Annotated in this window: 17 protein-coding genes and 1 tRNA gene; 8 read left to right on the top strand and 10 right to left on the bottom strand. The window is 61.4% G+C overall.

The genetic code is table 11. The annotated features are described in order from the left end of the window. Positions 1-7 precede the first annotated feature (7 nt). Together LG376_RS03870 and LG376_RS03865 are read right to left on the bottom strand one after the other, a co-directional pair. Positions 8-556: a DNA-3-methyladenine glycosylase gene (locus LG376_RS03870; protein WP_225746207.1), complete on the bottom strand. Its 549-nt coding sequence runs from the start codon at positions 554-556 to the stop codon at positions 8-10. Then, a complete protein-coding gene (locus tag LG376_RS03865) occupies positions 556-1,419 on the bottom strand; it encodes a polysaccharide deacetylase family protein (protein WP_225746206.1) in 864 nt (287 codons plus the stop codon). Before LG376_RS03865 ends, LG376_RS03870 begins: the two co-directional genes overlap by 1 nt. Positions 1,420-1,576: 157 nt before the next feature. Here LG376_RS03865 and LG376_RS03860 point away from each other — a divergent pair. After that, positions 1,577-1,649 (top strand) — tRNA-Ala (locus LG376_RS03860). A gap of 248 nt (positions 1,650-1,897) precedes the next feature. After that, complete coding sequence (locus LG376_RS03855) at positions 1,898-2,146, top strand: hypothetical protein (RefSeq protein WP_225746205.1); 249 nt, start codon at positions 1,898-1,900, stop codon at positions 2,144-2,146. Here the strand turns inward: LG376_RS03855 and LG376_RS03850 are convergent. The 3 genes from LG376_RS03850 to LG376_RS03840 form a co-directional block, all read right to left on the bottom strand. Then, entirely contained in the window at positions 2,143-2,613 is a 471-nt protein-coding gene (locus tag LG376_RS03850) for a GNAT family N-acetyltransferase (protein WP_225746204.1), read from the bottom strand. The two genes, LG376_RS03855 and LG376_RS03850, sit on opposite strands and share 4 nt — an antisense overlap. 99 nt (positions 2,614-2,712) lie before the next feature. Beyond that, positions 2,713-2,916, bottom strand: coding sequence for a hypothetical protein (locus tag LG376_RS03845; protein WP_005326240.1), 204 nt, complete (start codon positions 2,914-2,916; stop codon positions 2,713-2,715). Positions 2,917-3,049: 133 nt separating this feature from the next. Beyond that, positions 3,050-3,790: a hypothetical protein gene (locus LG376_RS03840; RefSeq protein WP_225746203.1), complete on the bottom strand. Its 741-nt coding sequence runs from the start codon at positions 3,788-3,790 to the stop codon at positions 3,050-3,052. 282 nt (positions 3,791-4,072) lie between these two features. Here LG376_RS03840 and LG376_RS03835 point away from each other — a divergent pair, with 282 nt between their 5' ends. Beyond that, positions 4,073-5,005: a methylenetetrahydrofolate reductase gene (locus tag LG376_RS03835; RefSeq protein ID WP_225746202.1), complete on the top strand. Its 933-nt coding sequence runs from the start codon at positions 4,073-4,075 to the stop codon at positions 5,003-5,005. Continuing rightward, positions 4,992-7,262, top strand: coding sequence for a 5-methyltetrahydropteroyltriglutamate--homocysteine S-methyltransferase (gene metE, locus LG376_RS03830; RefSeq protein ID WP_225746201.1), 2,271 nt, complete (start codon positions 4,992-4,994; stop codon positions 7,260-7,262). Before LG376_RS03835 ends, metE begins: the two co-directional genes overlap by 14 nt. Positions 7,263-7,310: 48 nt before the next feature. Here metE and LG376_RS03825 read toward each other — a convergent pair whose 3' ends face one another. Next, on the bottom strand, positions 7,311-7,949 hold the full coding sequence (locus tag LG376_RS03825; protein ID WP_225746200.1) for a DedA family protein: 639 nt from the start codon (positions 7,947-7,949) through the stop codon (positions 7,311-7,313). Positions 7,950-8,091: 142 nt separating this feature from the next. On the opposite strand from LG376_RS03825, the gene LG376_RS03820 reads away from it, so the two are divergent. Beyond that, a complete protein-coding gene (locus LG376_RS03820; RefSeq protein ID WP_225746199.1) occupies positions 8,092-9,729 on the top strand; it encodes a dihydroxyacetone kinase family protein in 1,638 nt (545 codons plus the stop codon). On the opposite strand, the gene LG376_RS03815 is transcribed toward LG376_RS03820, so the two are convergent. Continuing rightward, a complete protein-coding gene (locus tag LG376_RS03815; protein WP_225746198.1) occupies positions 9,689-10,348 on the bottom strand; it encodes an HAD family hydrolase in 660 nt (219 codons plus the stop codon). The genes LG376_RS03820 and LG376_RS03815 overlap by 41 nt on opposite strands. A 69-nt stretch (positions 10,349-10,417) precedes the next feature. On the opposite strand from LG376_RS03815, the gene LG376_RS03810 reads away from it, so the two are divergent. The 3 genes from LG376_RS03810 (at position 10,418) to LG376_RS03800 (ending at position 13,454) form a co-directional block, all read left to right on the top strand. After that, positions 10,418-10,948: a peptidylprolyl isomerase gene (locus tag LG376_RS03810; RefSeq protein WP_005326254.1), complete on the top strand. Its 531-nt coding sequence runs from the start codon at positions 10,418-10,420 to the stop codon at positions 10,946-10,948. A gap of 109 nt (positions 10,949-11,057) precedes the next feature. After that, positions 11,058-11,711 carry a rhomboid family intramembrane serine protease gene (locus tag LG376_RS03805; protein ID WP_225746197.1) on the top strand — a complete coding sequence of 218 codons (654 nt, stop codon included), beginning with the start codon at positions 11,058-11,060 and terminating at the stop codon, positions 11,709-11,711. Between the two features lie 306 nt (positions 11,712-12,017). Continuing rightward, positions 12,018-13,454 carry an NAD(P)/FAD-dependent oxidoreductase gene (locus LG376_RS03800; RefSeq protein WP_225746196.1) on the top strand — a complete coding sequence of 479 codons (1,437 nt, stop codon included), beginning with the start codon at positions 12,018-12,020 and terminating at the stop codon, positions 13,452-13,454. Here the strand turns inward: LG376_RS03800 and LG376_RS03795 are convergent. From LG376_RS03795 to pknB, 3 genes are all read right to left on the bottom strand, one after another. After that, positions 13,423-13,989, bottom strand: a complete 567-nt coding sequence (locus LG376_RS03795) for a hypothetical protein (protein ID WP_225746195.1) — start codon at positions 13,987-13,989, stop codon at positions 13,423-13,425. The genes LG376_RS03800 and LG376_RS03795 overlap by 32 nt on opposite strands. A 74-nt stretch (positions 13,990-14,063) precedes the next feature. After that, positions 14,064-14,333, bottom strand: coding sequence for a cell division protein CrgA (crgA, locus tag LG376_RS03790; RefSeq protein WP_005326260.1), 270 nt, complete (start codon positions 14,331-14,333; stop codon positions 14,064-14,066). 64 nt (positions 14,334-14,397) lie between these two features. Then, the gene (pknB, locus tag LG376_RS03785) at positions 14,398-16,356 is read right to left on the bottom strand and encodes a Stk1 family PASTA domain-containing Ser/Thr kinase (RefSeq protein ID WP_225746194.1); all 1,959 of its coding nucleotides are present in this window, start codon (positions 16,354-16,356) and stop codon (positions 14,398-14,400) included.

Here is a 16,356-nt window from a genome sequence, read left to right as displayed (position 1 = left end):
AGCAGGGCTATTTCTTGGGATAGCCGCGGCGGCCCGAGACGGTTTTATCGAAGGGGATCCAAAACCGGAGGGCCGCTTCCTGGTTTTTGGAGATACCGATACGCGGTCCGCGTACCCATTCTGGTTCGGATGTTCGCTCTACAATCTGAATCGGTTGGTGGTTGTCTTCGAGCGTGAAGCCGAGGGCCTTGCCGAGGTTTCCCGGTCCGCGGGCGAGGTTATGAAAATCAGAGGTGCCACGACGGGCGAAGGCGGTGTCGGCGCCCTCGATGATTTCACCGCCACGCAGCAGACAGCCCTGGCCAGTGCCTTCAGGGGCACAGACGATATTGACGTTGTGGTGGATGCCATAAGAAATATAGACGTAGAACCTGCCCGGCGGACCGAACATGGCCGCATTACGCGGGGTCTTGCCATTGAAAGTGTGTGCCGCGGAGTCCTCGGCGCCTAGGTAAGCCTCGACCTCAGTGAGGCGGATGCTCACCCCGGCATGGGTGAGGGTGCAGCCGAGGAGTTGGGGAGCGACGGCGTCGGCAGTCAGGGCAAAATCAATCATTAACCACGAGCGTAGTAGCGCTTACCTGCCACAGGGGTGCGCAGGAGGCGATCCAGGCTCACAGGTTCGAGGCCCTTGGCGCGTAGGCCATCGATGACGCAATCGGCAGCGTCCACGGTGGTGGGGTGGATATCATGCATCAAGACGATGGAGCCGGCGCGGGCGCCCTGCACGGCCGAGGAGCAGACGTGCTCAGAGTTGCGGTCTTTCCAATCCACGGTGTCGACGTCCCATAGCGCCTGGGAGACGCCCTTATCGCGGGTTACCTGATCCACGGTGGCGTTGGTAGCGCCGTAGGGCGGGCGTACCCAGCGCGTCCCCTGGCCGGTGGCCTTCTTAATAGCGGCGTTGCCGGCGTCGATTTCCTGGGATACCTGCTCAGGGGACAGCGTGTTGAGTTGGCGGTGGCTCTTGGTGTGGTTGCCGATGGTGTGGCCCTCGGCCTTCATGCGTTTGAGGAGCTCAGGGTGCTGCTCAGCACTGGGGGCGAGAACCATGAAGCTTGCATGCGCGTTCTTGGCCTTGAGTTTGTCCAGCAGGCGGTTGGTCTCGGCGCCTGGGCCATCGTCGTAGGTGATAGCTACGCAGTTGGCACAGTCGACGCCACCACTATTGCGCTGCGCTGTTTTCTTCTCCTGGGCCGGGGTGGGCGCCTTCTGCTTAGGAGCCTTGTGCGGGAAGGCATTGGAGGAGATGTCCTCGACCTGCGCGCGGGCGTCCTCGATGCGGTGGTTGATTTCGTCTTGGATATTCGAGCTGGAGGATGCAGGCAGCTGTGGAATCTGCGGCAACTGTGCGTTAGCGGCCGCCGGAACGGCAGCGGCGACGAGCACGGTGAGGGCGGAGGTGAGAATGCGGCGCATAGTCTTCCTAAGGATGAGGGAAATTGGACACGATGTGCCCATGACCCTAGCGCCTGCGTGTTACGGAAGTGATAGGACATGCCTAAAGTGGCCAAAGTGATCTGAGTGGTTCAGGTTTGGAGTTACTTCGCCTGCGGTAGTAAAGTATTTAGGCACTGGGGCATTAGCTCAATTGGTAGAGCATCTGCTTTGCAAGCAGAAGGTCAGGAGTTCGATTCTCCTATGCTCCACAGCATGAAGTCCGGCTTCCTCTTCGGAGGGGCCGGACTTTTTCTATGTGGAGGGGTTCAGGGGGTTGATTTAGCGATTTTCGTCCATACAAACCGTGGTTTCCGTCGGCGGCTGTGCCGGTTTATATGGACGAAAATCGTGATCGGCGAAAGAAGAGGGCGGAAGTGCGCAAGGTCGCGGGGGAGAAACTTTCAGTACAGTGAATGGGGAATCAGTACTGTCCCGCGATACCACCAGGAGACCAACCATGACCGCCAATGCTCGCTACAGCGATCCCTTCACCTCCGCAGACAAGGAAGTTGCGGCGCCGGAGGGCGCGGAATTCGTTGTGGTGCGCAAGCGCGGCGAGGCCGCGGTGGATGGCGAGGTTGTGAGCTTTCACGGCACCCGCGAAGACGCGCGTGAAGCGGTTATGGCTGGCCTGACCGAGGAATTTAAGACGGCCGTGGATAACGAGCCGATTTACGTCACCCACGCCCGCCTGCGTTTGCTTTAGAAGCGCTTGACCATTACAAAGTGATCCTCGTGGCTGCCCACGTGCTCGAAGCCGAGGTGCTCATAGAGCCCCTTGGCGCGGGGATTATCGGGGTGGACGGCTAGCGAGATGCCGGGGGCGCGAAGGGTCTGGGCGAGGGAAATGGCGGCGTCGATAAGCGCGGTGGCAATGCCTTGGCCCTTAAAGCGGGCCTCGACCGCGATGGCGAGCTCCGGAATGGCGGGCTCGACAAAGCCAAAGCCGTGATTGTCCTCCGTACCCCAGTTGAGCCACACGCCGCCCGCCGGGACGAGCTCCTGCCAGGCGATGAAACCGCCCTGGTTGGGATCCCAATTTTCCACGTAGAAGGCAAAATCATCGGCGAAGTCGGGGGAGAGCTCGCCGTGCTCGTCACCGAAAGTATCGGTAAGGAAATTGAGGCGGGCGAGGTAGGTGCGGTCAGATTCCTGCGTTGCGCGAAGTTCCATAAGATCCACGATAGACGGAGGGGCAGCAGCGTGGGGTGGGCATTCGAAAATCCCCTCCGCACAGGCTGGTGACCTGCGGGGAGAGGATTGTGCTAGCGCTTAGGCTAGGTGGTAATTGCGGACGTCGTGACCGTTGAACTCGCGCTCGATGCCGGCCTCATCCACGGAGTGGAAGGTGGTTCCGTTATCGATGGCGAAGCGCAGGTTGTCCACGCGAGAGGAAGGGTCTTTGGACACCGCGCCCGCCGGGAAGTAGTACGTTGAGCCGTCTTTGAGCTTGACGGTGAGGGACTCAAAGCTCATTGTTCATCTCCTTGTAGAAAGATCCCTAATGTGGGAATTCAATCAAGAGACTTTTGTTTAGGCAAAGCAATGAGATCTAGACAACGCTACGCATACCCCCACGGCGGGGTGGTAAGCGTATTTATTCCTAGGTTTACAGGCGGTGCTTGCCCTCGTTTTGGTGGTCATCGGTAACGCGGGTGGTATCGGCCGGCTGAGCTGCTTCTTCCTCGCGGTGCTTGGCCAGCTGTTCATCGATGGAACCGAGGAGCTCCTCATCGCGTACGGCGCCTTCCTCAACGAGGTCAGACTGGGTGTCATTCTCGCTGGTGGAGGTGTAGACCAAGGTGGATTCCGGAGCGGTGTGGGAATCGGACTGGAAATCATCCACGCGTGGCGGGGTCTGGGACGCCTTGTCGTTGGAGCGCAGCCAGTAGTAGACACCACCGGCTGCAGCGGACAGCAGGGCGATAATGCCGGCGAAGATCCAGCCCTTAGAGGACTTCTTATTCTTCTTCTGCTTCTTGGCTACCTTGGCGGACTTCTTCTTGAGGTTCTTCTGGGCCTTCTGAGAATCCTTCTTTGCCTGCTTGCGGGCCTTCTTAGCCTTCTTGGTGGCCTCTTCCTTGGCGTCGTTCAGGCGCTCGGTGGCGTCTTCGCGGTAGTCGTTGAACTCCTCCAGGGCGCGCTCGAGGCGGGAGTGTGCGGCGCGGGTAACGGCGCCTGCCTGGCGGCGCGGCTCGGCGAAGGCGCTGTTATCGCGCTCGTCCATCTTCTGTGCGGCCTCTTCCAGGGCGGTGTAGGCCTCGCGGGACTTTTCCTCGCGGTAGTTATTGAACTGGCTCCACAGGTTCGATGCGGTCTTGAAGGCCACGTTCAGCGTGGTGGGGTTCATGGGGTGGAACACTCCTTAACTCAGATTTATCATTTCGCTTTCACCCAGCATAGTGACGTGCTGGGCGGTGTACCACCGTTGGCGTCGCGGGGTGCAGCGGGAACGCGCTAGAAATAGACCGCTTGGTCCAGAATCCACGATTATTATTCACCTGATTTTTCGTCAACCTCGCAGTTTGCAGGCTTGCAAAGGTATCACCATTGCACAATCGCTACCGTGCAAACTGAACAGCTTGGTACGTTTTTCTCAACACACCAACGACGACCAGCAAAGGAGGTGACCATGAGCCCGCGACTTTCGGCTTCCGCGCCCTTGGATTATGAAAGCGAAGAGGAATCCCATGTGCCTGAGCGCCTCGCCCTTTCCTTCGAGGTAATCCCGCCGCGCCACGATGCCGATGCCGCCAAGATCGACCGCTTACTAGAAGTCCTGGAAAGTTATCACCCCGATTACATCGCTGTGACCAGCTCTCAGCGCTCCGGTTGGTTGGAGGGAACCGCGGCCTTCATTGAGAAGATTTCGCATAACACCTCTATGCGCCCCCTGGCGCACTTAGCGTGCACGGCCGGGACGCGCGACGAGCTCATCGGGTGGATTAATCGCTTGGTGGATGCCGGCGTGCGCGGCCTGCTGGCTCTGCGGGGTGACCTCCCCGAAGGGGGCATGCCAGAGCACTACTTCCAGCATGCCGATGAACTGGTTCGCCTCATCCGGGAATTGGAAAGCCACCAAGCCGCCCGCTTTGCTGCCGGCCGCCTCGCGGTGAGCGTGGCGTGCTATCCCAGCGGCCATGCCGAATCCAAGAATGAGGACGAAGACTTCGACGTCCTGCTCAATAAGCAGCGCCTCGGCGCGGACTTCGCCATCACCCAGCTTTTCTTTGACGCCGAGGACTTCCTCCGCTTCGCCCAAAAAGCCAAGCTAGCCGGGGTGAAGATCCCCCTCATTCCGGGGATTATGCCCATGACCAGCCTGCGCCGGTTGGAGCGAATGGGGCAGCTGTCCGGGTTGACCGTACCCGAGAGGGTGCGTACTCAGCTCGCGGCAGCGACAACCCCAGAAGAGGAATACGAAATCGGCATGGATCTTACCGCCCAATTGGCTCGCACCATCGTGGCCGGCGGCGCGGACGGCCTCCATATCTATACCCACAACAACCCGGACATTACGCAAGACCTGTTATCTCGAATCGGAGTAGACAATGACGAACACTAATTTCCCTCAGGCGACGATTGAGGGCTACCCTCGCGTCGGTGCCAACCGCGAACTCAAGCGTGCGCTGGAATCCTACTGGGCCGGCCGCATCGATGCGGAAACCTTCGAGTCCGCCGCACATTCCCTGCGCCTGGATACTTATAACCGCCTGCGCGACCTGGGCCTTACTGAGGACTACGCCATTCCTGCCGACGTCGCCTACTACGACCAGGTGCTCGAGACCGCACTGACCGTAGGTGCCGTAGCCGGCGAGACCCTGGATGATGAGTTCACCTTGGCCCGCGGCAATAAGGACACCGCGCCGCTGGAGATGACCAAGTGGTTCGATACCAACTACCACTACATCGTCCCGGAAATCGCCGATGACCAAGATTTCAAGGCGCACCCGCAGCGCGTTATCAAGCTGGTAGAAGAGGCCCGCGCGGCAGGCCACACCGTGCGCCCATACCTCGTCGGCCCGGTTACCCTGCTGGCCCTGTCTAAGCAGGCAGAGGGTGCTACCAAGTCTCCGCTCGACCGCCTGGATGATGCCGTCAAGGCATACCAGGAGGTCCTGGCCGAGCTGGATAAGTCCGGCGTGAAGTGGGTACAGCTGGCCGAGCCTGCCCTGGTAGCAGACCTGACCGTTGCCAATGATGAGGAACTGGCCGCCCATACCAAGCGCGCCTATGAGACCATCTTGGCCGCGGACAACCGCCCGCAGGTATACCTCACCACCCCGTACGGTTCTGCACGCAAGGGCCTCGACGTTCTGGCGGAGCTCAAGCCAGAGGCCGTCCAGGTGGACCTTTCCGTAGGAACCCTGGCACTCGACGAGGGCTACCTCGAGCGCGTGAAGAACCTGAAGTCCCACGTAGTTGCCGGCCTTATCGACGGCCGCAATGTCTGGGCCGCCAACCTACGCGACCTGCGCTCCAAGTACGAGGACCTGGAGGGCAGCCTCGACTCCCTGTCCGTATCGACCTCCGTATCCTTGCAGCACGTGCCGCACACCGTGGAGGCAGAAACCAAGCTGCCTGCAGACGTCGCTACCTGGTTCTCCTTCGCCAACGAGAAGGTCAAGGAAGTCGTCGCCCTCTCCCAAGGTCCGCTGGAGGCACCGGAGGCATATAGCATCAGCGACCGCGCGGTGCGCACCCGTGCCGAATCCGAGCGCATCCACAACGCGGCGGTGAAGGCGCGCATCGAGGAGCTGCCGGCCGGCGAGGTCAAGCGCGAGCCCGCCTTTGCCGAGCGCAACGAGGCGCAGAAGGAACTCGGCCTGCCGCAGCTGCCAACCACCACCATCGGCTCCTTCCCCCAAACCAAGGAGATCCGCCAGGCGCGTGCGGCGCACCGCAAGGGCGAGCTTTCCGACGCCGACTACAACGCCGCCCTCAAGGACGAGGTCAAGTCCGTCATTGAGCTGCAGGAGCGCCTCGGCCTCGACGTCCTCGTCCACGGCGAGCCGGAGCGCAATGACATGGTGCAGTACTTTGCCGAGCTGCTCGATGGCTTCGTCACCACCGAAAACGGCTGGGTCCAGTCTTATGGCTCCCGTTGCACCCGTCCGCCAATCGTGGTTGGTGACATCTCCCGCCCGGCTGCGATGACCACCGAGTGGTCCAAGTACGCCCAGTCGCTCTCGGAGCACCATGTCAAGGGCATGCTCACCGGCCCGGTGACCATTCTGGCCTGGTCCTTCGTCCGTGATGACGTACACCAGTCCGTCTCCGCGGACCAGCTCGGCGTTGCGCTGGCGGATGAGGTGCATGACCTGGAAGAGGCCGGCATCGATATCATCCAGATCGACGAGCCCGCCCTGCGCGAGTTGCTGCCTCTGCGTGAGGAAGACCGCAAGGCGTACCTGGACTGGGCCGTGCGCTCCTTCCGCCTGGTAGCCCTCGAGGCCAAGCCGACCACCCAGATCCACACCCACCTGTGCTACTCCGAGTTCGGCCAAATCATTGATGCCGTTGCCGGCCTGGATGCCGATGTCACCTCCATCGAGGCGGCCCGCTCCCGCATGGAGCTGCTGGAGGACATCGACGAGACCTTCCACTCCGAGATTGGCCCTGGCATCTACGATATCCACTCCCCGCGCGTGCCTTCCGTAGCGGAGATGGCCGAGCTCATCCGCGCCGCGCTCAAGCACGTGCCGGTCGAGCGCCTGTGGGTCAACCCGGACTGCGGCCTTAAGACTCGCGGCTACGAGGAGACCGAGGCCTCCCTGCGCAATATGGTGCTGGCCCGCGATGAGGTACGTGATTCCCTCTAAAGCCTCATAATCACACGGAATCCCGGCGGGGAAATGGGCAAAAAGGCCTTACCTGGTCGGGATTTCGCGCTTTGCCTTGCGCCGCTTGTTGATCCACCCGATGATCATCGGCAGCACGGAAATTGCCACGACGATGAGCATAATGATGTCGATGGAGTGAGCGATGCCCGGGATGCCGCCCAAAAGTACGCCGACTAGCAGCATGGAGCCTACCCAGCCGATGCCGCCGAGGATATTCCAGCGCAGGAAGGAGTAGTAGCCCATTTCTGCAGTGCCGGCGGCGAAGGGGACGAAAGTGCGCACGATTGGAACGAAGCGGCCTAATACCAGGGCCACCGGGCCGTGGCGCTGGAAGAAGTCTTCCGCGCTATCAAGGTGCTCAGTGCGTAGGACGCGGGCATCGTCCTTGAAGAGTTTGCGCCCGAAGCGGCGACCTAAATAGAAGCCCACCTGGTCGCCCGCGAAGGCAGCCACTGCTGCCACAACAAAGAGCAGCCAGGCATTGATGTCGAGTTCGTGGCGCAGGATGGCCGCGGTAACGAGTAGTGAATCGCCCGGTAGGAAGGGGAAAAGCACGCCGGATTCGATGAAGATGACGACGGCGACGCCGAGCAGAATATAGGGTCCAAAGCTTTGGAGCAGCGAGCCTGCGTCCATGAGGTTGTGGAGGGAGGACAAGAAATCCATGTGCGGATCCTTTCTTAGTGGTTCCTTTAGTATCCTCCGCAAACTGCAAAGTAGCTGCGAATCCACTGGGTGTCCGAATGGAACCGATATGTTTCTTTTCTCGTTCTAGCTTCTAGGTTAGGAACATCACTAGCGTGGGGGTATGAACCACTCCGCATTCCGCAATAGCCAAGATACTTTCCTTTCTGATGCCCTTGCCGGGCTCATCGCCAACCACCCCGATGCCCGATGGCACGACGTCGGATTCATCGGCCGCACCACGCCACTGCGCACCGCAGACGGTGATCCAGCAGTGGCGGTGATATCCGGTGGCGGTTCCGGTCACGAACCGATGCATGCCGGGTTTGTCGGCCAGGGCATGCTCGCAGCGGCCTGCCCGGGACTGCTCTTTACCTCCCCGAACGCGGTCCAGGTCAGCGAGGCCACCCAGTGGGCTGACCAGGGCAGGGGAGTAGTCCACGTGGTGAAGAACTACACCGGTGACGTCATGAACTTCACCGTCGCCCGCAACGCCGCCGAGGCGGTAGACACCCGCACGGTGCTGGTGGCCGATGATATTGCCACCGATGGCAATGAGGACGGGCCCGGCCGCCGCGGCACGGGCGCAACCATCCTGGTGGAAAAGGTTGCAGGCGCTGCTGCCTACCGCGGCGATGACGTGGACACAGTTGCTGAGTTGGGCAAGCGTGCCGCGGATAATTCCCGCAGCATGTCCGTGGCGTTGGGTGCCGGCTTCATGCCGACTACCGGCCGCGAGACCTTCGATCTGGATGCTGGCCAGATGGAGGTGGGTGTGGGCATTCACGGCGAGCCGGGCACGCACACTGAGCAGGTGGGTAGCGCGAGCGCCATTGTGAACCAGGTCCTGGATAAGATCGCGCCCGCCCTTGAGCTGGGACAGGGCGATGAGGTGGTGTGCCTGGTCAATGGCCTCGGCGGCACCACCCCGCTGGAGCTGAGCCTGCTCTTTGGCGAGGCCTCCGCGCAGCTGGCCCAGCGAGGCGTCACCGTAGCCCGGTCGTTGGTGGGATCCTATGTCACCGCAGTCAATATGCACGGTGCTTCCTTTACTCTGCTCAAGGCAGATGCGGAGCTGCTCGAGCTTATCGACGCCCCCACTGCCGCCCCTGCCTGGCCCCATGCCCTGGGCCGCGCGAAGGCGGTAGAACCCGCCACCATCACCTTCCAGGATGAACTTCCTACCGAGGGCGAGGAGAACCAGTGGCTCACCGCCTTTGTGGAGCGTCTCCAAGCCTCTTTCGAGGCGCTTACTGAGCTGGACCGCAAAGCCGGCGACGGCGACTTTGGCCAGAACATGGAGGCGGCCTTTGGCGGCATCGAGCTTCCCCTGCGCGGCACGGATACTGAAATCTTCACCGGGTTGGCCAAGCGCCTGCTCGTCCTCGCCGGCGGTACCTCCGGGGCCGTCTTCGGCACGCTCTTTACTGAGCTGGCCCGGGCGGAGTCGCTGGCGGATGGACTTACTGCCGCGGCCGACCTCATCCACGAGCTTGGTGGCGCCCAGCGCGGTGATCGCACCATGCTCGATGCCCTCATCCCTGCCGCAGAAAAGGCCCGCGAACTGGGGGCGAAGGATCCGGATGCGGAGACTCTGCAGGCGCTTTTCACAGCTGCCCATGCCGGAGCCCTCGATACCGAGGACCTCGCCGCGAAGAGGGGTCGCGCCTCCTACCTGGGAGATCGCAGCAAGGGAGTAATCGATCCGGGCGCCCTCGTGGTCAGCTGGCTTTTCGGGGGAGAACCTCTTTCAGCGCGCTAAGCGAGCGCAGATCCCCATTCCCCGCACGGTCGAGGTGGAGCGCGTGCAGCCCCGCCGTGCGCGCGCCCTGCACATCGTTGGCTAGGGAATCGCCCACCATGAGCGTGTCTGCGGGGGCCGCACCCAGCTGATCGCAGGCGGCGAGGTAGGCCTCCCGCTGCGGTTTGGGGCAGCCAAGGTCGACGGTGGGGATGAGGAGGACGTCGGCAAGCGCAAGGCCCGTGGCCTCCAGCTTGGCCTGCTGCATCTCGCGCTCGCCATTGGTGAGCACGCCCACCTGAAAGCCGGATTCGAGGGCCCAGGTGAGGGTGGGCAGGGCGTCGGAAAAGGCGCGCCATTGTTCCCGGTAGGCGGAAAGATAGCCGTCATAAGCGGCCAGCGCCTCGGCATCGCTCATCTCCCGGCCGAGGAATTCGCGGCAGCGTGCCGCCCGCTGGCCTTGGTGGGTGACCTCGCCGCGCTCGTAGGCGCTGAACCAGGTGCGCTCGATGGCCGCAAAGCGCGCATGCTGGCCCTCGGGCAGTCCTAGTTCGCGGCACCACTGATCCACTGCGTCCCGGGCCGCGCCGGTGTGGTCGAGCAAGGTGTCATCCAGATCAAAAAGTAGCGCGCGAATCATGCCTTCAGGCTAGCGCGATCGCTGACAGCGTTATGTCATGCGCGGCAGGCGCGCGTTAAATTCTTTACAATGGCTGGCATGACTCAGAAGACCGCAACTGCAACGATGCATACCAACTACGGCGACATTGTTATCGATCTCTTCGGTAACCACGCACCGGTAACCGTTGAAAACTTCATCGGCCTGGCCAAGGGCGAGAAGGACTACTCCACCCAGAACGCAAAGGGCGAGCAGTCCGGCCCGTTCTATGACGGCGCAATCTTCCACCGCATCATCGATAACTTCATGATCCAGGGCGGCGACCCTACCGGCACCGGCCGCGGTGGCCCGGGCTACCAGTTCCAGGACGAGTTCCACCCGGAGCTGCAGTTCGACCGCCCATTCCTGCTGGCCATGGCCAATGCTGGCCCAGGCACCAACGGCTCCCAGTTCTTCATCACCGTGGCGCCGACCCCGCACCTGAACAACCACCACACCATCTTTGGTGAGGTTACCGATGCCGCCTCCCAGGAGGTTGTATCCAAGATCGCCAAGGTTGATACCGACCGCATGGACCGTCCGCACGAGGACGTTGTTATCGAGTCCATCGATATCGCGTAATCACCTTTTCCCTCGGGCCCGTCACCGCATTATCCATGCGGCGGCGGGCTCGTTGCCGTTTTACCCCAAGCCACCCACCACTAGACCTGCCTCAAGGACTGACAACTTCATGACCATGGTGAGAAACTATGTCCGCACTACCCCGGCGACCGCGCTCATCGCCGCCGTCTGCATCATTGCTTGGCTTATTACAGCGGTGCAGGCCCGGACGCTGGGCGCTACCTTTTATGAATCCGACCTCGCGGTGGATTGGGGCCTGTGGGGCCCGCAATACCCGATTGCGCCGCAGACGGCGCTGTCCTCCGCGTTTATGCACCTGGACGCGGGCCACTTGGCGGTGAACATGATCATGCTCCTTCTCATAGGCAAGGAGGTGGAGCGGGCCCTTGGCACCGGGTTGTACCTCGCCGCTTATCTCATTTCATGCCTTGGCGCGTCCGCCATGATCCTGACATTCGATTTCGAGACCCCCACCGTCGGCGCCTCGGGTGCGCTCTTCGCGCTCATGGCCATGCTGGTGGGTGCTTACCGCCAGCGCGGGCTCGATCTCCGCGCACCCATCGCCCTCGTTCTGGCGAATGTGGCCTATACCTTTCTCGCCAATGGCGTATCCCTGTGGGGACACCTTGGCGGGTTGTGCACAGGCATCGTGTTGAGCCTCTTCCTCTATAGAAAAAGTCCCGCCCTCCGCTGGGGCGGCGTTGCTGCGGTGGCCGCGGTAATCCTCGCATTGCTAGCTCAACAAGCTGGGCTTTGGGGATAACTGTGGAATTTGATCACCGGAAAGCGTGTGCGAAAGAATTCCACAATGGTTATCCACACTGTGGATAACTACATTTTTGTAATTTACCGAACGTCTTTCCGGAGTTTTCCCTGATCACGCTGGTCTAGACCGTGCGAAAGCACGAAAATCCACCTGTGGAAGCCCGTGAAAACAGTTATCCACAGGGTGTTGATAATTGTGTGAAATTCACATTTCACAGGTTTTCTCCACAGCCTGTGGATAACTTTCTACCCACTGTGTGAGCAAGACTGATAAATTTGGGCATTGACCTGCATAAGGAGCATTGTGGATTATCAACCGCGCGCTGTGATCGTCGGCGCAGGACCTAATGGGCTTACGGCCGCAGCGCGTTTGGCCATGGCTGGCTGGAGTGTGGATATCTACGAACGGACCGGCTGGGCTGGTGGTGCAGCGGCATCCTCCGCGGAGATTTTCCCGGGCACGATTGTGGATCTCGGCGCGGCCGGGCACCCCTTTGGCGTAGCGAGCCCGGCCTTTCGCGCCCTCGACCTGGAAGCCCACGGTCTGCGGTGGCGCAATGCGCCTTATCCCATGGCCCATCCGCTAGAAGGCGCGCCGGCCGGGATCTTGCACGGTTCTTTGGCGGATACGGCCGCGGAGTTGGGAGCCGATGCCCGCGCGTGGAGGCGGCTGCACGGGCACATTGTCCGCCACATCGATGAGCATGTGGATAACGCGCTTACCCCGCTGGTGCGCTGGCCCAATCGCCCCGTGCGCTTGGCGCAATTTGGTGCGGCCGGAGTCTTGCCCGCCAGCAGCTTGGCGCGGGCGGCCTTCCGCACGCCCCAGGCCCGTGCCCTCTTTGCAGGTAGCGCGGTACACGCGATCACCTCACCGACTACGCCTTTTACCTCGGCGTTCGGGCTGCTCTTTGACGGGCTGGGCATGACCCGCGGCTGGCCCGTGGTGGAGGGTGGCACCGGCGCTCTTATCGACGCCCTCCTTAACCTCCTCCGCTCCCACCATGCCCGCCTCCACACCGGATGCGAGGTCACCGACCTGCGGGAGCTTCCTCAAGCCGATGCGATCATTGTGAACCTCACCCCGCGCCAGATTCTGCGGCTGGGTGGGCTGGAACTGCGGGACGGCACTCGGCGGAGCCTGGCACGCTGGCGCTATGGCAGCGCCGTATTCAAAGTGGACTTTCACCTCAGCGAGCCCGTCCCATGGACCGATCCCCGCGTGGGCCAGGCCGGCACCGTGCATGTGGGAGGAACGCTGGAGGAGATATGTGGGGCTGAGGGGGACGTCGGTAAGCGGCGCATGCCTAAGCGCCCCTTAGTATTGGCATGCCAGCAATACGTGGCAGACCCATCCCGAGGACACACCCTGTGGACCTATGCGCACGTTCCCCGCGGCTATGTGGAGCGCTATCCGGGCGAGGTCACCGAGCTGATTGCCGCCCAGATCGAGCGCTTTGCCCCCGGATTTCGCGATACCATCCTGGACACCCACGCCACGAGCCCGGCTGATCTGGAGCGATGGAATCCTAATTTGGTGGGCGGCGATATCGCCGGCGGTTCCATGACCGAGCTGCAAACCCTCCTGCGACCACGCTTGTCGGCCCATCCGCACCGCCTGGCTCCGGGAGTTTTCATGGCCTCTAGCTCGGCCGCTCCCGGTGCTGGCGTGCACGGTATGCCGGGGTGGTGGGCCGCCGAAGAAGCGCTTAGTGCGTGGAACGGCGGCGCTGCCAAATAAGGAAGCCCGCGCCGATGAGCCAGAGAGTCGCGGCGGCGAAGTACCCAGGGATGGTCGTGGTGCGGGGGAGGTAGGAACTGCCTGGGATGAACCCGGCAATCACGGGCTCGAGGAGGAAGCCAAGGACGGCGAGGTAATCGAACCAGCGGAACCGTGCCGAGGCCGCACCGGCCAGCCCCAGTACCGGTCCAGAAATCAGTGCCAGGAAGAACCACTGGGCGTTGTACTCGAATGCCTCGCGCCAGTTATATACACCGAAAACCACGAGCAAGGCATAGTGCAGCGCCAGCATCATCACGATGATTCCCGTACCGGCCAGGAGTGCCTTGAGCCACCGGCCCGGAAAATTCTTGCCCATGAGGTAGCTAAAGATTCCCCACACCATGCCCGAGCCCAGGACGTTGCCTAGGTAGTTGCGCACGGAAAGGCGGAGGGGAGCGGCGCCGGTGAGTAGGGTGGCGTCGGCAAACGCGATGTGCACGGCCGCGTAGGCCACCGAAATGATGAGGCCAGCAGCAAGAATATGGCGAGACATGTGGCTCCTAGATATGAAAAACCCTCGCCACCTACAGGAGGTAGGGAGCGAGGGAATAGGCTGGGAGATTGAGCTTAGCGCCAACCCATGGTCATCAGCAGGCCAATGATGGCTAGGCCGAAGCCAATGCCGTAATTCCATGCGCCGAGGTCTGCCATGAACGGGATGTCCTGGCCAGCGAGGTAATTGACCACCAGCCACAGCAGGCCGATGACCATCAGGCCCAGCATGATGGCGACGTACCATTTCGGGGTGCCCTCAGAATTGATCTTGACGGGCGTGCGGTTGGTAGCAGAGCTCGAGGTAGGGACGGAGGAGCTCTGGGAAATCTTTGACTTCGGCATAAGATACCTTTTCTAGATTTAAGTTCTTATCTAAGTTCGTACTGAGGCCTTAGGATACCAGCAGTTATGGCTGCGGCAGAAGTGCAGCGGGGTCGAAGTCCCACAGGCGGATATCAATATTTTGATCCTTGCGCATGGTATCGCCCGGGTTCACGGAAGCCCAACCAATCTTATTGGCATCCACTAGCGCGCCGGTAGGGGCAGGCTCGCCCACGACGAACTGGCCGGTCCAGCCAGCCTCCCGCAGCGCAGCTTCAGCTTGGCCTTGATTCTTGCGTACCAGGTCAGGGGCTTTAAAGAGCATGCCATTGGAGACCTCAACGGTGACCGGCTTGCCCTTTTCCAGCTCTGCGCCCTCATTGGAAACGCTCAGCACCGTGCCCTTCGGCTCCAAGGAATCTACCTCGCGCACGTCTACGTCAAAATCATTCGACTCTAGGCGGCTCTGGGCATCATCGACGTCCATGCCGGCGACATCGGGAACGCGCTTCTTTTCGACGCCCTTAGATACCGTCACCCGCACCTTCGACCCCTTGGACAGCTGCGTGCCGCCGGCCGGGTCCTGCTTGATGATTTGGCCGGCTGGTGCTTCATCGTTTTCCTCCGAGACATCGGAGTTGAGCGCCAAGCCTGCCCCTTCGAGCGCCCGAGCAGCCTTATCCAAGGTCATGCCGGTGATATCCGGAACGTCCGTAATCTCCTTGCCGGAGGAAACAGTCAGCGTGACCGAGGCGTTCTTCTGCAGCTCGGAGCCTGGGGCCGGATTAATGCGGATGGCATTATTGCGCGGAATATCCGGGTTGGCCTCCTCATTGACGGTGACCTGCAGACCCATGTCTTCCAGTTCCTTAACCACCTCGTTGCGCGGGCGGTTTTCCACCTCGGGCACGGTGATTTTGTCCTCGTGGGCCGATTGGGTCTGGCGTGGCTTATCCTCAGAGTCTTTATCGTTGGAGAAGAAATCCCAGGCGAAGTAGCCCACGATGGCCACCAAAAGTGCGGCCAGGAAGGCTGCCAGCCACTTCATCCAGCCGCCACCCTGATTGTCATCGTCCTCGGTAGGGCGGGTGGACTGGATTGGTGCGCGGTGCGCGGCCGCAGCTGGTGCGGCGGCACCGACCATTTCGGTAGGCTGCTCGTCTTCTTCCTCGTTGACGTGCATGCGCGCTGCAGCGGTTACCTGCCCGTTGCGCAGGCGCTCCAAATCGCCGGCCATCTCCCAAGCGGACTGATAACGATCCGCCGGGTGCTTGGCCATAGCGGTAAGGACCACCGCATCGATATTGACGCGTTGGGTAGGAGTCAGCGAGGGATCCGCAATGAGCTCCGACGGCGGCGTCGGCTCTTCCTGTACATGTTGATACGCAACCGCAAAGGGGGTTTCGCCTTCAAATGGGGTCTGACCGGTAAGGGCCTCATAGAGCACGCAGCCCAGTGCATAGACATCGGAGCGGGCATCCGCGTTCTTACCGCGGGCCTGCTCCGGGGAAAGGTACTGGGCGGTGCCGATAACGGCGGAAGTTTGCGTCATCGCCGAGGTGGAATCATCCAAGGCACGGGCGATGCCGAAGTCCATCACCTTCACCTGGCCGGTGTTGGTGAGCATAATATTCGCCGGCTTGATATCGCGGTGGATAATCCCGGCCTCGTGCGAGGCTTGCAGTGCATCCGCTACCGGTTTGAGAATATCCGCCGCTTCCTGGGCGGACAGAGCGCCATCCTCGCGAATGATATCGCGCAGGGTGCGGCCGTTGACCCGCTCCATGACGATATATGGGATGGTCATGCCATCCAGTTCGGTTTCACCGGTGTCATAAACCGCCACGATATTGGGGTGATTCAGCTTGCCCGAGTTCTGCGCCTCGCGGTAAAAACGCTCGCGGAAGTTGACGTCGCGCGCCATTTCTGGGCGGAGCATCTTTACCGCTACTTGGCGGCCTAGGACGGTGTCTTCGGCAGCATAGACCTCAGACATGCCGCCGGCGCCGATGATCTCGCCTCTCCGATAGCGGTCATTGACCAT

The organism is Corynebacterium sp. Marseille-P4611 (assembly GCF_916618765.1).
GTDB lineage: Bacteria > Actinomycetota > Actinomycetes > Mycobacteriales > Mycobacteriaceae > Corynebacterium > Corynebacterium marquesiae.
Note: the sequence above shows the minus strand (reverse complement) of the source record. Positions and strands in the feature narration are given on the sequence as shown.

Bases quoted from the DNA above. Each gene is read 5' to 3' on its own strand.
- LG376_RS03870 (WP_225746207.1), bottom strand. From the start codon at position 556: ATGATTGATTTTGCCCTGACTGCCGACGCCGTCGCTCCCCAACTCCTC.
- LG376_RS03865 (WP_225746206.1), bottom strand. From the start codon at position 1,419: ATGCGCCGCATTCTCACCTCCGCCCTCACCGTGCTCGTCGCCGCTGCC.
- LG376_RS03855 (WP_225746205.1), top strand. From the start codon at position 1,898: ATGACCGCCAATGCTCGCTACAGCGATCCCTTCACCTCCGCAGACAAG.
- LG376_RS03850 (WP_225746204.1), bottom strand. From the start codon at position 2,613: ATGGAACTTCGCGCAACGCAGGAATCTGACCGCACCTACCTCGCCCGC.
- LG376_RS03845 (WP_005326240.1), bottom strand. From the start codon at position 2,916: ATGAGCTTTGAGTCCCTCACCGTCAAGCTCAAAGACGGCTCAACGTAC.
- LG376_RS03840 (WP_225746203.1), bottom strand. From the start codon at position 3,790: ATGAACCCCACCACGCTGAACGTGGCCTTCAAGACCGCATCGAACCTG.
- LG376_RS03835 (WP_225746202.1), top strand. From the start codon at position 4,073: ATGAGCCCGCGACTTTCGGCTTCCGCGCCCTTGGATTATGAAAGCGAA.
- metE (WP_225746201.1), top strand. From the start codon at position 4,992: ATGACGAACACTAATTTCCCTCAGGCGACGATTGAGGGCTACCCTCGC.
- LG376_RS03825 (WP_225746200.1), bottom strand. From the start codon at position 7,949: ATGGATTTCTTGTCCTCCCTCCACAACCTCATGGACGCAGGCTCGCTG.
- LG376_RS03820 (WP_225746199.1), top strand. From the start codon at position 8,092: ATGAACCACTCCGCATTCCGCAATAGCCAAGATACTTTCCTTTCTGAT.
- LG376_RS03815 (WP_225746198.1), bottom strand. From the start codon at position 10,348: ATGATTCGCGCGCTACTTTTTGATCTGGATGACACCTTGCTCGACCAC.
- LG376_RS03810 (WP_005326254.1), top strand. From the start codon at position 10,418: ATGGCTGGCATGACTCAGAAGACCGCAACTGCAACGATGCATACCAAC.
- LG376_RS03805 (WP_225746197.1), top strand. From the start codon at position 11,058: ATGACCATGGTGAGAAACTATGTCCGCACTACCCCGGCGACCGCGCTC.
- LG376_RS03795 (WP_225746195.1), bottom strand. From the start codon at position 13,989: ATGTCTCGCCATATTCTTGCTGCTGGCCTCATCATTTCGGTGGCCTAC.
- crgA (WP_005326260.1), bottom strand. From the start codon at position 14,333: ATGCCGAAGTCAAAGATTTCCCAGAGCTCCTCCGTCCCTACCTCGAGC.
- pknB (WP_225746194.1), bottom strand. From the start codon at position 16,356: ATGGTCAATGACCGCTATCGGAGAGGCGAGATCATCGGCGCCGGCGGC.